Origin of the sequence: Kluyvera ascorbata ATCC 33433, assembly GCF_000735365.1 — a bacterium.
GTDB classification, from domain to species: Bacteria; Pseudomonadota; Gammaproteobacteria; order Enterobacterales; family Enterobacteriaceae; genus Kluyvera; species Kluyvera ascorbata.
The window spans coordinates 44,386-57,802 of the sequence record NZ_JMPL01000017.1; the positions used below are offsets into that span (position 1 = coordinate 44,386).

Below are 13,417 nucleotides of genomic sequence, written 5' to 3' on the forward strand. Positions count from 1 at the left end.
TATTGCTGATTGTTAGCGAGTTGTAGCACGACACCCGCCACCACAAAAAATAAGCATCGACGACACGACACAATCAGACCCAACACAACAGACGTGCAATGAATCAGGCTTAAGGAACGGTTATGGACCAAAAACGACTTACTCACCTACGGCAACTGGAGGCGGAAAGCATCCATATCATCCGTGAGGTGGCCGCCGAATTTGCAAATCCGGTGATGATGTATTCCATCGGCAAAGATTCCAGCGTAATGCTGCACCTGGCGCGCAAAGCGTTTTATCCTGGCACGCTGCCGTTCCCGCTGCTGCACGTTGATACCGGCTGGAAATTCCGTGAGATGTATGAATTCCGTGACCGTACCGCCAAGGCCTACGGCTGCGAACTGCTGGTGCATAAAAACCCGGAAGGGGTGGCGATGGGGATTAGCCCGTTCGTACACGGCAGCGCTAAGCATACCGATATCATGAAAACGGAAGGGCTGAAGCAGGCGCTGAACAAATACGGCTTTGATGCCGCATTCGGCGGCGCGCGCCGTGACGAAGAGAAGTCTCGCGCCAAAGAGCGTATCTACTCCTTCCGCGACCGCTTCCATCGTTGGGACCCAAAAAACCAGCGTCCGGAGCTGTGGCACAACTACAACGGCCAGATTAACAAAGGCGAAAGCATCCGCGTCTTCCCGCTCTCCAACTGGACTGAGCTGGATATCTGGCAGTACATCTACCTGGAAAATATCGAGATCGTTCCGCTGTACCTGGCCGCCGAGCGCCCGGTGCTGGAGCGCGACGGTATGCTGATGATGATCGATGACGACCGTATCGATCTCCAGCCGGGTGAAGTGATTAAAAAACGGATGGTGCGCTTCCGTACCCTGGGATGCTGGCCGCTGACCGGCGCGGTAGAGTCCGACGCGCAGACGCTGCCGGAAATTATCGAAGAGATGCTGGTCTCAACCACCAGTGAACGTCAGGGGCGCATGATTGACCGCGACCAGGCCGGCTCCATGGAGCTTAAAAAACGTCAGGGTTATTTCTAAGGAGCCGCCATGAACACCACTATTGCACAACAAATCGCTGATGAAGGCGGCGTTGAAGCGTATCTGCACGCTCAGCAGCATAAAAGCCTGCTGCGCTTCCTGACCTGCGGCAGCGTGGATGACGGTAAAAGTACGCTGATTGGCCGACTGCTGCACGACACTCGCCAGATTTATGAAGACCAGCTTTCGTCACTGCACAACGACAGCAAACGTCATGGTACCCAGGGTGAAAAACTCGACCTGGCGCTGCTGGTGGACGGCCTACAGGCCGAGCGCGAGCAGGGCATCACCATCGACGTGGCGTACCGCTACTTCTCCACCGAGAAGCGCAAATTTATTATTGCCGACACCCCGGGGCACGAGCAGTACACCCGCAACATGGCGACCGGTGCGTCAACCTGTGACCTGGCGATCCTGCTGATCGATGCCCGTAAAGGCGTGCTCGATCAAACTCGTCGCCACAGCTTTATCTCGACGCTACTTGGGATCAAACACCTGGTGGTGGCTATCAACAAAATGGATCTTGTTGATTACAGCGAAGAGACGTTTAACCGCATTCGTGAAGAGTACCTGACCTTCGCTGAACAGCTGCCGGGGAACCTGGATATTCGCTTCGTACCGCTGTCAGCGCTGGAAGGCGATAACGTGGCCAGCAGCAGCGACAACATTGCCTGGTACAGCGGCCCGACGCTGTTGGAAGTACTGGAAACCGTGGAGATCCGCCGTACGGTGGACACGCAGCCAATGCGCTTCCCGGTGCAGTATGTTAACCGTCCGAACCTCGATTTCCGTGGTTTTTCAGGCACCGTTGCCTCGGGCAGTGTGAAGGTCGGCCAGCGCGTTAAGGTGCTGCCGTCAGGCGTGGAATCCAGCATTGCCCGTATCGTGACCTTTGACGGCGACCTGCCGGAAGCGTTTGCCGGTGAAGCGGTCACGCTGGTACTGAAAGATGAAATTGATATCAGCCGTGGTGACCTGCTGTTGGATGCGCAGGATGCCCTGCCGTCGGTGCAGCGTGCGGCTGTCGATGTGGTGTGGATGGCCGAGCAGCCGCTGGCGGCAGGGCAGAGCTACGACATCAAAGTCGCTGGCAAGAAAACCCGCGCTCGTGTAGATGGCATTCAGTATCAGGTAGATATCAATAACCTGACCCAGCGTGAAGTGGATGCGCTGCCGCTGAACGGTATTGGTCTTGTGGATCTCACCTTTGATGAGCCGCTGGTGCTCGACAAATATCAGGAGAACCCGGTGACCGGCGGCCTTATTTTCATCGACCGGTTAACTAACGTTACCGTGGGGGCGGGGATGGTGCGCGAGCCGAACACCGAAGCAACCGCAGTGGCTTCAGAATTCAGCGTCTTTGAGCTGGAGCTGAATGCGCTGGTGCGCAAACACTTCCCACACTGGGGTGCGCGCGATTTGCTGGGAGGCAAATAATGGCTCAGCATGACGAAAACGTCGTCTGGCACGCCCATCCTGTCACCGCACAACAGCGCGAGCAACTCCACGGTCATCGTGGGGTTGTGCTGTGGTTCACCGGGCTTTCGGGCTCGGGGAAATCCACCGTAGCCGGCGCGCTGGAAGAGGCGCTGCATGAGCTTGGCGTCAGCACCTATCTGCTGGATGGTGACAATGTGCGTCATGGCCTGTGCAGCGATTTAGGCTTTACCGATGCAGACCGTAAGGAAAATATTCGTCGTGTGGGTGAAGTGGCGAAGCTAATGGTTGATGCCGGGCTGGTGGTATTGACCGCGTTTATCTCGCCGCACCGTGCAGAACGTCAAATGGTACGCGAACGCGTGGGCGATGACCGTTTCTTTGAGGTGTTTGTCGATACGTCGCTGGCGACCTGCGAGGCGCGCGATCCGAAGGGGCTGTACAAAAAAGCGCGGGCCGGTGAACTGCGTAATTTTACCGGAATTGATTCATCGTATGAATCTCCCGAGCGGCCTGCTGTCCGCCTTGATGGTGAACAATTAGTAACAAATTTGGTTGCGCAATTATTAGATCTACTCAAGCAGAGCGATATTATCAGATCCTGAAAACGTGCCGGAGTTTGTTGGCTCCGGCCTAACAGGATTATTTATGCGCAATACTCAGAACATCAACGTGGCCCAATCAGAGTCACTCGCCCCTAGCTATGATGAAACCACATGGTCTTTGTCAGGGGCTTTTGTCGGCTTTGTAGCGTGGTTGATGGCACTGGGTATTCCCTACCTGCATTACGGCAATAACACGCTGTTCTTCTTTTTGTACACCTGGCCATTCTTCCTCGCCCTCATGCCTGTTGCGGTCGTTATTGGTGTTGCCTTTCACTCATTAGTAAAAGGCAAACTAGGCTACACAATTGTTGCAACTCTGCTGACGGTCGCTGCTCTGTGCGGTTTGTTATTCATGTGGCTGATGAGTTAATGCTTCTTCATTAGCGATTATCCGCACCTTAGACCATGACAATACGTGTCTCTGTGCCGCTGAAATATGGTAAATTTCCAGCGATATGCGGTATCGCCTGCGGCCGGAGTGGAGAATGACGGTAAGTTATGGGATGATAGGGCCGTTTTTCAGGGGGCAGGATGGGTAAATTAACGCTGCTATTACTGGCTTTGCTGGTCTGGCTACAATATTCGTTGTGGTTCGGAAAAAATGGTCTGCATGACTTCAGTAAAGTCCGTGATGATGTGACCGTACAACAGTCAACCAACGCAAAATTAAAAGCGCGCAACGATCAGCTCTTCGCCGAAATTGATGACCTCAACGGCGGCCAGGAAGCGATCGAGGAACGCGCACGTAACGAACTCAGCATGACCCGTCCGGGCGAAACTTTCTATCGTCTGGTTCCGGATGCGTCTAAACGCACTCAGGGCGCGGGGCAAGCGCAAACTAATCGATAATCAGTCCCAGGATGACGACATGGCCGTAACTTTTCCGGGCGTATGCGCCGTGGTGCCGGCAGCCGGATTTGGCCGCCGCATGCAAACGGACTGCCCAAAGCAATATCTCTCAATCGGTAACAAAACGATTCTGGAACACTCGGTGGATGCGCTGCTGGCTAATGCCCGCGTCCAGCGGGTGATTATCGCGGTCTCCGCCGGAGACGAACGCTTCCAACAAACCTCCCTTGCACAACATCCGCAGATAACCGTCGTCGAAGGCGGTGTCGAACGTGCCGATTCCGTTCTGGCAGGTCTGCGGGTGATTGATGACGCCGAATGGGTACTGGTGCACGATGCGGCGCGTCCGTGCCTGCATCAGGATGACCTCACTCGACTACTTAGTCTCAGCGACACCAGCCGCGTTGGCGGCATTCTGGCCGCGCCGGTGCGAGATACCATGAAGCGTGCGGAGCCCGGTAAAGCGGCGATTGCGCACACGGTCGATCGTAACGATTTGTGGCACGCGCTGACCCCGCAATTTTTCCCTCGTGAACTGCTGCTGGAGTGTTTAACCCGGGCGTTGAACGAAGGGGCGTCGATTACCGACGAAGCATCGGCACTAGAATATTGTGGCTTTCATCCTGAGTTGATTGCTGGACGTGCTGATAATATTAAGGTTACTCGCCCGGAAGATCTGGCGCTTGCCGAATTTTACCTCACCCGCTTGGGTTGACCTGGAGAAGACATAATGCGCATTGGACACGGATTTGACGTACACGCGTTTGGCGGTGTTGGCCCGATTATTATCGGCGGCGTACGTATCCCTTATGAAAAAGGGCTGCTGGCGCACTCCGACGGCGACGTGGCGCTGCATGCGCTGACCGACGCCCTGCTGGGCGCAGCGGCGCTGGGCGATATTGGCAAACTGTTCCCGGATACCGACCCTGCATTTAAAGGGGCGGACAGCCGTGCATTGCTGCGCGAAGCCTGGAAACGCGTGCAGGCCAAGGGCTACACGCTGGGCAACGTCGATGTGACGATTATTGCTCAGGCGCCGAAAATGCTGCCGCACATCCCGCAGATGCGCGTGTTTATTGCCGAAGACCTCGGCTGCCATATGGACGACGTAAACGTCAAAGCGACCACCACCGAAAAACTCGGCTTTACCGGGCGTGGTGAAGGCATTGCCTGCGAAGCGGTCGCGCTGTTGCATAAGGCGAAACCATGATTCAGTTTGATGCACTCACCTACCTGCACGGAAAACCGCAGGGAACCGGGCTGCTGAAGGCCAACCCGGAAGATTTTCTGGTGGTCGAAGATTTAGGCTTTGAGCCAGATGGCGAAGGCGAACATATTCTGGTGCGTATTCTGAAAAATGGCTGCAATACCCGATTTGTTGCCGACGCGCTGGCAAAATTCCTTAAAATACATGCCCGCGAAGTGAGCTTTGCCGGGCAAAAAGATAAACACGCGGTGACCGAACAGTGGCTGTGCGCGCGCGTGCCGGGCAATGCGATGCCGGATCTCAGCCAGTTCCAGTTGGAAGGCTGTCAGGTGCTGGAATACGCGCGGCACAAGCGTAAACTGCGTTTAGGCGCGCTGAAGGGCAACCAGTTCACGCTGGTGCTGCGTGAAATTAAAGACCGCGAGGACGTTGAAGCGCGTCTGCAGGCGATCGCCGAGCGCGGCGTGCCGAACTATTTTGGCGCTCAGCGCTTTGGTATTGGCGGCAGCAACCTGCTTGGCGCGCTGCGCTGGGCCGAGAGCGGTGCGCCGGTGCGCGATCGTAATAAACGCAGTTTTTGGTTGTCGGCGGCGCGCAGCGCGTTGTTTAATCAGATTGTGAGTGAGCGCCTAAAAAAACCGGACTTTAATCAAGTTGTTGACGGTGATGCGCTACAATTATCGGGGCGTGGCAGCTGGTTTGTTGCCACCGACGACGAGCTTGCGGTGCTGCAGGCCCGCGTTGACGCGCGTGAACTGATGATTACCGCCGCGCTGCCAGGCAGCGGCGATTGGGGCACGCAGCGAACCGCCCTGGAGTTTGAACAAACGACGCTGGCTGAGGAGACCGCGTTGCAGTCATTGCTGCAGCGTGAAAAGGTTGAAGCCGCACGTCGCGCTCAACTGCTCTATCCGCAGCAGTTCAGCTGGAACTGGTGGGACGACGTCACCGTCGAACTGCGTTTCTGGCTGCCGGCGGGAAGCTTCGCGACCAGCGTGGTAAGGGAACTTATCAATACAACAGGTGATTATGCGAATATTGCTGAGTAACGATGACGGGATCCATGCGCCAGGCATTCAGACGCTGGCCAGAGCCTTACGGGAGTTTGCCGAGGTTCAGGTAGTTGCACCCGATCGTAACCGCAGCGGTGCGTCGAATTCGCTGACGCTTGAGTCCTCGCTTCGTACCTTCACTTTCGATAACGGCGACATCGCCGTCCAGATGGGCACGCCAACGGACTGTGTCTATCTGGGTGTTAATGCGCTGATGCGTCCGCGCCCGGATATCGTGGTTTCTGGCATTAACGCCGGCCCCAATCTGGGCGACGACGTTATCTATTCCGGCACGGTGGCGGCCGCGATGGAAGGCCGTCACTTAGGCTTTCCTGCGCTGGCGGTCTCATTAAACGGTCATCAGCATTACGACACCGCCGCCGCCGTTACCTGCTCGCTGCTGCGCGCCTTAGCGCGCGAGCCGCTGCGCACCGGGCGCATTCTGAACGTTAACGTGCCAGATTTGCCGCTCGACCAAATCAAAGGCATTCGCGTCACGCGCTGTGGCAGCCGCCACCCGGCGGATAAAGTCATCCCGCAGCAAGATCCACGCGGCAATACGCTCTACTGGATTGGCCCGCCGGGTGACAAATGCGATGCTGGCCCGGACACCGACTTTGCTGCCGTGGATGCGGGCTACGTCTCCGTCACGCCTCTACACGTCGATCTCACTGCCCATAGCGCAAATGAGGTCGTCAACGACTGGCTTGAGCAAGCGAGGGTTGATGCGCAATGGTAGTCAGTAAACGCATCCAGAGCCTGTTGAACCAGCTACGCCAGCTTGGCATTCATGACGAGCGGGTGCTGGACGCCATGGCGCAGGTGCCGCGCGAAAAATTTATTGATGAAGCGTTTGAACACAGCGCGTGGGATAACGTGGCGCTGCCGATAGGGCAGGGGCAGACCATTTCGCAGCCGTATATGGTGGCGCGAATGACGGAATTGCTGGAGTTGACCCCTGATTCAAGGGTGCTGGAAATTGGTACCGGCTCGGGGTATCAAACGGCAATCCTCGCACATCTGGTGCATCACGTCTGTTCCGTTGAGCGTATAAAAAGTCTGCAATGGCACGCGCGTCGTCGCCTGAAACAGCTTGATTTACACAATGTATCTACCCGTCACGGCGATGGCTGGCAGGGGTGGCAGGCGCGCGCCCCGTTTGATGCCATTATTGTCACGGCGGCTCCGCTGGAGATTCCGACTGCGCTGATGTCGCAGCTCGACGAAGGCGGTATTCTCGTTTTACCCGTGGGCGATGATCAGCAGTACCTGAAGCGCGTTCATCGGCGGGGAGACGAATTCATTATCGATACCGTAGAGGCCGTTCGCTTCGTTCCCCTGGTGAAAGGGGAACTGGCCTGAGACCCGGATTATTCTGAGGTTTTTTGGCCTGATTCAGCGTATGGTGGACACGTTTTCCAGTGTTCAGCACGTGCGTTGCGCGGTATTCAGTCACTGGCAGTTAACCTATTCCTGGGGGATAAATGAGCGCGGGAAGCCCTAAATTTACCGTTAATCGTATTGTGGCATTATCACTGGCTTCACTTTGGCTGGCCGGTTGTACATCATCGAATAATGCACCAGCGCCAGTCAGCTCCGTGAACAGTAACGGTTCCAGCAGCACGAGTTCCGGCATGTTGATTACGCCGCCGCCGAAAATGGGCAGCACGGCGCAGTCTACTCCTCAGATTCAGCCGGTACAGCCGGTCCAAACGCAGCCCGTTCAGACCCAGCCGCGCGTCGCTCAGCCTGTTGCTGCGCAGCCGGTGCAGATGGAAAACGGCCATATCGTCTACAACCGTAAATACGGTGATATTCCAAAAGGCAGCTACGCAGGTGGCAGCACCTATACGGTGAAGCACGGCGATACGCTGTTCTACATTGCCTGGGTTACCGGCAATGACTTCCGTGACCTTGCCCAGCGCAACAACGTCGCCGCGCCATATGCGCTGAACGTCGGTCAGGTGCTGCAGGTAGGAAATGCTTCTGGTCAGCCAATTACCGGCAATAACCCGGTTGCGATAGCCAGTTCACAGTCCAGCAATGGAAGTTCCGGATTAGTCTCAAAACCTGCACAAAATTCAACCGCGGTTGTTGCGTCGACTCCGACAATTACGTATTCTGAGGATTCAGGTGAACAAAGTGCTAACAAAATGTTGCCTAACAACAAGCCTGCGACGAGCACCGTCACAGCGCCTGTAACGGCACCAACTGCGAGCACGACCATACCGACTGCCAGCAGTACTTCAACCAGTTCGCCAATCTCTTCATGGCGCTGGCCAACTGACGGCAAGATTATCGAAAACTTTAGCGGCACCGACGGTGGCAACAAAGGTATCGATATTGCGGGCAGTAAAGGACAGGCAATCGTCGCAACCGCCGATGGGCGCGTCGTCTATGCCGGTAACGCACTGCGCGGTTACGGTAATCTTATTATCATCAAACACAACGATGATTACCTGAGTGCCTACGCTCATAACGATACAATGCTGGTCCGGGAACAACAGGACGTAAAAGCGGGGCAGAAAATCGCTACCATGGGTAGCACCGGAACCAGTTCAACACGTTTGCATTTTGAAATTCGTTACAAGGGGAAATCCGTCAACCCGCTGCAGTATTTACCGCAGCGATAATTCGGCAAAGTACTTCACATGAACGCTTTCAGGCGACGCTGGCCGCTGCTGGAGCCGCCTGAAAAGTGACATGATAAGGTGCATTGCCTGGGGATCACGGGTAGGAGTCACCTTAATGAGTCAGAATACGCTGAAAGTTCATGATTTAAATGAAGACGCGGAATTTGATGAGAATGGAGTAGAGGTTTTCGATGAGAAAGCCTTGAGTGAAGAGGAACCCAGTGACAACGAACTCGCAGAAGAAGAGCTCTTATCGCAGGGTGCCACTCAACGTGTACTCGACGCGACTCAGCTTTACTTAGGCGAGATCGGCTATTCTCCGTTATTGACCGCTGAAGAAGAAGTCTATTTTGCTCGTCGTGCTCTGCGTGGCGATGTTGCCTCACGCCGTCGGATGATTGAGAGTAACCTCCGTCTGGTCGTGAAAATTGCCCGCCGTTACGGCAATCGTGGTCTGGCGCTGCTGGATCTTATCGAAGAGGGCAATCTGGGGCTGATTCGTGCCGTAGAAAAGTTCGACCCAGAACGTGGGTTCCGTTTTTCAACCTACGCCACCTGGTGGATCCGTCAGACCATTGAACGGGCTATCATGAACCAAACCCGTACTATTCGTCTGCCAATCCATATTGTTAAAGAGCTGAACGTTTATCTGCGTACCGCGCGTGAACTGTCGCACAAGCTGGATCACGAACCGAGTGCGGAAGAAATTGCCGAACAGCTTGATAAACCGGTTGATGACGTAAGCCGTATGCTTCGTCTCAACGAACGCATCACCTCAGTTGATACGCCGCTGGGCGGGGACTCTGAGAAAGCACTGCTCGACATCCTGGCCGATGAAAATGAAAACGGTCCGGAAGACACCACGCAGGACGATGACATGAAGCAAAGCATCGTGAAATGGCTGTTCGAACTGAACGCCAAACAACGAGAAGTGCTGGCGCGTCGTTTTGGTCTGTTGGGGTATGAAGCAGCGACGCTGGAAGATGTTGGTCGCGAGATTGGCCTGACCCGCGAGCGCGTGCGTCAGATTCAGGTTGAAGGTCTGCGTCGTCTGCGTGAAATTTTGCAGACTCAGGGGCTGAATATCGAAGCGCTGTTCCGCGAGTAATACGGTTTTGTTCAAAGAGGTCAGCCGCGAGGCTGGCCTTTTTCTTTGCCTTTTTTCCGAACTATTCCATCATCTTACGCACCAGATGCGTAAACTGATCCTGCTCCTCGGGCGTTAAACGCTGCAAAAATTCGTTGTCCACGCGGTTTCCCACCGGCTGGCTGGCTGCCAGCAAGGCTTCACCTTCTTCGGTCAAAAAGACAAATCGACGACGCTTATCGTCGGGGTCCTGCTCGCGTCTGACTAATCCTTTAATTTCCATCCTGCTGAGCATCTCGGCGAGCGTCGCCTTGGTGCTGACCGCCACGCTGGTCAACGCCACCTGTTCAATACCCGGGCTTTCGGCGATGGAGCGCATCACCGCATACTGCGGCTTGGTCAGCTCGGGTAATTCATGCTGCCAGCGTGAAGTATGCTGTTGAAAAAGATGGCGAAGCAGGTGGAATGCTTCGTTTTTGATTTCCATGATGACTCTCCGGCAGTGTGCGCGTCTCTATGATAGCCGTTTCAGGCACGTTGAACAAAATGAACAAAAAATGCGTGCGTATACGAACAATCTTGTCAGCGTCATGCAATAGGAGTAAGTTAACTCATATTGTTCGTACACGAACGAAATTGAGGTGAGCAATGAGACTGATTATTGGCATGACCGGCGCCACCGGGGCACCGTTAGGTGTTGCACTGCTCCAGGCACTACGCGATATGCCGGAGGTGGAAACTCACCTGGTCATGTCGAAATGGGCGAAAACTACCATCGAACTGGAAACGCCGTGGAGCGCGCGCGACGTCGCGGCAATGGCCGACTTTAGCCACAGCCCGGCGGACCAGGCGGCCACCATTTCCTCCGGTTCTTTCCAGACCGACGGCATGATTATTATTCCGTGCAGCATGAAAACGCTGGCCGGTATCCGCGCAGGCTACGCCGACGGACTGGTAGGGCGCGCCGCTGACGTGGTGATGAAAGAAGGGCGCAAGCTCGTGCTGGTGCCGCGTGAAATGCCGCTCAGCACTATCCATCTGGAAAACATGCTGGCGCTCTCCCGCATGGGCGTGGCGATGGTGCCGCCCATGCCGGCGTTCTACAACCACCCGGAAACGGTCGACGACATCGTTCAACACGTGGTCACGCGGGTGCTCGATCAGTTCGGCCTCAAATACGATAAAGCGCGCCGCTGGCAGGGTTTACCGGCGACGAAACAATTATCACAGGAGAATGCATAATGGCTTTTGATGACTTACGCGGTTTTTTGCAGGCGCTGGAAGACCAGGGGCAACTGCTGAAAATCAGTGAAGAGGTAAACGCCGAGCCGGATCTGGCGGCCGCGGCCAATGCGACAGGCCGTATTGGCGACGGTGCGCCAGCCGTATGGTTCGATAACATCCGTGGCTTTACCGATGCTCGCGTGGTGATGAACACCATTGGCTCCTGGCAGAACCATGCCATTTCAATGGGCCTGCCGATGAATACGCCGGTCAAAAAACAGATTGATGAGTTTATTCGCCGCTGGGATAAATTCCCGATTGCTCCGGAACGCCGCGCGAACCCGGCATGGGCGGAAAACACCGTCGATGGTGACGACATTAACCTGTTCGACATCCTGCCGCTGTTCCGCCTGAACGACGGCGACGGCGGTTTCTATCTCGATAAAGCGTGCGTGGTTTCCCGCGACCCGCTGGACCCGGACAACTTCGGCAAGCAGAACGTCGGTATCTACCGTATGGAAGTGAAGGGCAAGCGTAAGCTTGGCCTGCAGCCGGTGCCAATGCACGATATCGCGCTGCACCTGCATAAAGCGGAAGAGCGTGGTGAAGACCTGCCGATTGCTATCACCCTGGGTAACGACCCGGTGATTACCCTGATGGGTGCCACGCCGCTGAAATACGATCAGTCCGAATACGAGATGGCCGGTGCGCTGCGCGAAAGCCCGTACCCTATTGCCACCGCACCGCTCACCGGTTTTGATGTGCCGTGGGGCTCTGAGGTGATCATTGAAGGAGTTATCGAAGGTCGTAAGCGTGAAATCGAAGGCCCGTTTGGCGAGTTCACTGGCCACTATTCCGGCGGCCGTAATATGACGGTGGTCCGTATCGATAAAGTTTCTTATCGCACCAAGCCTATTTTTGAGTCTCTCTATCTCGGTATGCCGTGGACTGAAATTGACTACCTGATGGGCCCGGCCACCTGCGTACCACTGTATCAGCAGTTGAAAGCGGAGTTCCCGGAAGTGCAGGCGGTTAACGCCATGTACACCCACGGCCTGCTGGCCATTATCTCCACCAAAAAACGCTATGGCGGCTTTGCCCGCGCGGTTGGGCTGCGTGCGATGACCACGCCGCACGGTCTGGGCTATGTGAAGATGGTGATTATGGTTGATGAAGACGTCGACCCGTTCAACTTGCCGCAGGTGATGTGGGCGCTGTCGTCGAAGGTCAACCCTGCGGGGGATCTGGTGCAGCTGCCAAACATGTCGGTGCTGGAACTCGACCCTGGTTCAAGCCCGGCGGGGATTACCGACAAACTGATTATCGACGCTACCACCCCGGTTGCGCCGGACAACCGTGGTCACTACAGCCAGCCGGTACAGGATTTGCCTGAAACCAAAGCCTGGGCTGAGAAACTGACCGCTATGCTGGCTAACCGTAAGTAAGGAGGAAAAGATGATTTGTCCACGTTGCGCCGATGAACATATTGAAGTAATGGCGAAATCGCCGGTAAAAGATGTCTGGACCGTGTACCAGTGCCAGCATTGCCTGTACACCTGGCGCGATACCGAACCGCTACGCCGCACCAGCCGTGAACATTATCCAGAAGCGTTCCGCATGACGCAGAAAGATATTGATGACGCGCCGATGGTGCCAAGCATTCCGCCGCTGCTGGCGGAAGATAAGCGTTAATGTACTCAACAGCGATGGGGATTCACCTCGTCGCTATTGCCTGCTTTTTTATGGGGAACACTGCCCACATACTGTGATCTGGTCTTATTTCTGCGACGCTCAATATTTCAAAGTATGTAAATATAGACATGATTTTAAAAACAGTATTGACACCGTGTGGTAAATGCGTAAATTGAGTTTTAACAGCACAATAAAAGTAAGTGTTTATTCAGAAGTACTGGGGTTAGCCATTTTGTAATAAGGCCACGAAGTTTGTAGTTTGGGATGCAGTATGTTTTAAGGCCTCGCAGTAATTGTGCTGGAAAGCAAAATGGTAGAGTATGCGCGACGATGTAACGCCTTGTTTTAAATTTATTTACTGCGATTATCGAATCATGATAAACGCAACGGTAATAAGGCAACGCATCAAAGAGTATATGTCGCGATGGGGGAATGTACTTGTTTAAGGCGCCATGCTTAAGTTAGTGATCAGGCTGGCGGTGTGTGTAACAGGATAACTAGAGGGAGGTTTTTAAGTTTTAATGCCCAATATTATCTGTAGTAAACGGGTGCATTTTAAAGCAGTATAAATTGTAGTAATAATTCAGTAAGTTAATTAAT

At 54.8% G+C, this 13,417-nt stretch carries 16 protein-coding genes; 15 read left to right on the forward strand and 1 reads right to left on the reverse strand.

Annotated elements, in window-relative coordinates; all coding sequences use genetic code 11:
* Positions 1–122 precede the first annotated feature (122 nt).
* The 12 genes from cysD to rpoS all read left to right on the forward strand — a co-directional run bounded on the left by cysD (position 123) and on the right by rpoS (position 9,922).
* Complete coding sequence (cysD, locus tag GKAS_RS06925; RefSeq protein WP_035892866.1) at positions 123–1,031, forward strand: sulfate adenylyltransferase subunit CysD; 909 nt, start codon at positions 123–125, stop codon at positions 1,029–1,031.
* Between the two features lie 9 nt (positions 1,032–1,040).
* Positions 1,041–2,468: a sulfate adenylyltransferase subunit CysN gene (cysN, locus tag GKAS_RS06930; protein ID WP_035892868.1), complete on the forward strand. Its 1,428-nt coding sequence runs from the start codon at positions 1,041–1,043 to the stop codon at positions 2,466–2,468.
* Positions 2,468–3,073 (forward strand): adenylyl-sulfate kinase, encoded by a 606-nt coding sequence (cysC, locus tag GKAS_RS06935; RefSeq protein WP_035892870.1) that lies wholly within the window; start codon positions 2,468–2,470, stop codon positions 3,071–3,073. The genes cysN and cysC overlap by 1 nt, the downstream gene beginning before the upstream one ends.
* A 43-nt stretch (positions 3,074–3,116) precedes the next feature.
* Positions 3,117–3,443, forward strand: a complete 327-nt coding sequence (locus GKAS_RS06940; protein ID WP_035892872.1) for a DUF3561 family protein — start codon at positions 3,117–3,119, stop codon at positions 3,441–3,443.
* A 161-nt stretch (positions 3,444–3,604) separates the two neighbouring features.
* Positions 3,605–3,922 (forward strand): cell division protein FtsB, encoded by a 318-nt coding sequence (ftsB, locus tag GKAS_RS06945; RefSeq protein WP_035892874.1) that lies wholly within the window; start codon positions 3,605–3,607, stop codon positions 3,920–3,922.
* A 19-nt stretch (positions 3,923–3,941) separates the two neighbouring features.
* Positions 3,942–4,637, forward strand: coding sequence for a 2-C-methyl-D-erythritol 4-phosphate cytidylyltransferase (gene ispD / locus GKAS_RS06950; protein ID WP_035892876.1), 696 nt, complete (start codon positions 3,942–3,944; stop codon positions 4,635–4,637).
* 15 nt (positions 4,638–4,652) lie between these two features.
* Positions 4,653–5,132, forward strand: a complete 480-nt coding sequence (gene ispF, locus GKAS_RS06955) for a 2-C-methyl-D-erythritol 2,4-cyclodiphosphate synthase (protein ID WP_035892877.1) — start codon at positions 4,653–4,655, stop codon at positions 5,130–5,132.
* Positions 5,129–6,178, forward strand: coding sequence for a tRNA pseudouridine(13) synthase TruD (gene truD / locus GKAS_RS06960; RefSeq protein WP_035892878.1), 1,050 nt, complete (start codon positions 5,129–5,131; stop codon positions 6,176–6,178). The genes ispF and truD overlap by 4 nt, the downstream gene beginning before the upstream one ends.
* Entirely contained in the window at positions 6,159–6,920 is a 762-nt protein-coding gene (surE, locus tag GKAS_RS06965; RefSeq protein ID WP_035892880.1) for a 5'/3'-nucleotidase SurE, read from the forward strand. The genes truD and surE overlap by 20 nt, the downstream gene beginning before the upstream one ends.
* The gene (locus GKAS_RS06970) at positions 6,914–7,543 is read left to right on the forward strand and encodes a protein-L-isoaspartate(D-aspartate) O-methyltransferase (protein ID WP_035892881.1); all 630 of its coding nucleotides are present in this window, start codon (positions 6,914–6,916) and stop codon (positions 7,541–7,543) included. Before surE ends, GKAS_RS06970 begins: the two co-directional genes overlap by 7 nt.
* A gap of 122 nt (positions 7,544–7,665) precedes the next feature.
* The gene (nlpD, locus tag GKAS_RS06975; protein WP_035892883.1) at positions 7,666–8,814 is read left to right on the forward strand and encodes a murein hydrolase activator NlpD; all 1,149 of its coding nucleotides are present in this window, start codon (positions 7,666–7,668) and stop codon (positions 8,812–8,814) included.
* Between the two features lie 115 nt (positions 8,815–8,929).
* Positions 8,930–9,922, forward strand: coding sequence for an RNA polymerase sigma factor RpoS (rpoS, locus tag GKAS_RS06980; protein WP_035892885.1), 993 nt, complete (start codon positions 8,930–8,932; stop codon positions 9,920–9,922).
* Positions 9,923–9,983: 61 nt separating this feature from the next.
* Here rpoS and GKAS_RS06985 read toward each other — a convergent pair whose 3' ends face one another.
* Positions 9,984–10,388 (reverse strand): MarR family winged helix-turn-helix transcriptional regulator, encoded by a 405-nt coding sequence (locus GKAS_RS06985; protein ID WP_035892887.1) that lies wholly within the window; start codon positions 10,386–10,388, stop codon positions 9,984–9,986.
* Between the two features lie 161 nt (positions 10,389–10,549).
* Here GKAS_RS06985 and GKAS_RS06990 point away from each other — a divergent pair, with 161 nt between their 5' ends.
* The 3 genes from GKAS_RS06990 to GKAS_RS07000 are packed head-to-tail and all read left to right on the forward strand — an operon-like array spanning position 10,550 to position 12,817.
* Positions 10,550–11,143: a non-oxidative hydroxyarylic acid decarboxylases subunit B gene (locus GKAS_RS06990; RefSeq protein ID WP_035892889.1), complete on the forward strand. Its 594-nt coding sequence runs from the start codon at positions 10,550–10,552 to the stop codon at positions 11,141–11,143.
* Entirely contained in the window at positions 11,143–12,570 is a 1,428-nt protein-coding gene (locus GKAS_RS06995) for a non-oxidative hydroxyarylic acid decarboxylases subunit C (protein WP_035892890.1), read from the forward strand. The genes GKAS_RS06990 and GKAS_RS06995 overlap by 1 nt, the downstream gene beginning before the upstream one ends.
* Before the next feature lie 10 nt (positions 12,571–12,580).
* Entirely contained in the window at positions 12,581–12,817 is a 237-nt protein-coding gene (locus GKAS_RS07000) for a non-oxidative hydroxyarylic acid decarboxylases subunit D (protein ID WP_035892892.1), read from the forward strand.
* Positions 12,818–13,417 lie beyond the last annotated feature (600 nt).

Bases quoted from the DNA above. Each gene is read 5' to 3' on its own strand.
- GKAS_RS07000 (WP_035892892.1), top strand. From the start codon at position 12,581: ATGATTTGTCCACGTTGCGCCGATGAACATATTGAAGTAATGGCGAAA.
- ftsB (WP_035892874.1), top strand. From the start codon at position 3,605: ATGGGTAAATTAACGCTGCTATTACTGGCTTTGCTGGTCTGGCTACAA.
- rpoS (WP_035892885.1), top strand. From the start codon at position 8,930: ATGAGTCAGAATACGCTGAAAGTTCATGATTTAAATGAAGACGCGGAA.
- truD (WP_035892878.1), top strand. From the start codon at position 5,129: ATGATTCAGTTTGATGCACTCACCTACCTGCACGGAAAACCGCAGGGA.
- cysN (WP_035892868.1), top strand. From the start codon at position 1,041: ATGAACACCACTATTGCACAACAAATCGCTGATGAAGGCGGCGTTGAA.
- GKAS_RS06995 (WP_035892890.1), top strand. From the start codon at position 11,143: ATGGCTTTTGATGACTTACGCGGTTTTTTGCAGGCGCTGGAAGACCAG.
- GKAS_RS06970 (WP_035892881.1), top strand. From the start codon at position 6,914: ATGGTAGTCAGTAAACGCATCCAGAGCCTGTTGAACCAGCTACGCCAG.
- GKAS_RS06990 (WP_035892889.1), top strand. From the start codon at position 10,550: ATGAGACTGATTATTGGCATGACCGGCGCCACCGGGGCACCGTTAGGT.
- cysD (WP_035892866.1), top strand. From the start codon at position 123: ATGGACCAAAAACGACTTACTCACCTACGGCAACTGGAGGCGGAAAGC.
- nlpD (WP_035892883.1), top strand. From the start codon at position 7,666: ATGAGCGCGGGAAGCCCTAAATTTACCGTTAATCGTATTGTGGCATTA.
- GKAS_RS06985 (WP_035892887.1), bottom strand. From the start codon at position 10,388: ATGGAAATCAAAAACGAAGCATTCCACCTGCTTCGCCATCTTTTTCAA.
- GKAS_RS06940 (WP_035892872.1), top strand. From the start codon at position 3,117: ATGCGCAATACTCAGAACATCAACGTGGCCCAATCAGAGTCACTCGCC.
- cysC (WP_035892870.1), top strand. From the start codon at position 2,468: ATGGCTCAGCATGACGAAAACGTCGTCTGGCACGCCCATCCTGTCACC.
- ispF (WP_035892877.1), top strand. From the start codon at position 4,653: ATGCGCATTGGACACGGATTTGACGTACACGCGTTTGGCGGTGTTGGC.
- ispD (WP_035892876.1), top strand. From the start codon at position 3,942: ATGGCCGTAACTTTTCCGGGCGTATGCGCCGTGGTGCCGGCAGCCGGA.
- surE (WP_035892880.1), top strand. From the start codon at position 6,159: ATGCGAATATTGCTGAGTAACGATGACGGGATCCATGCGCCAGGCATT.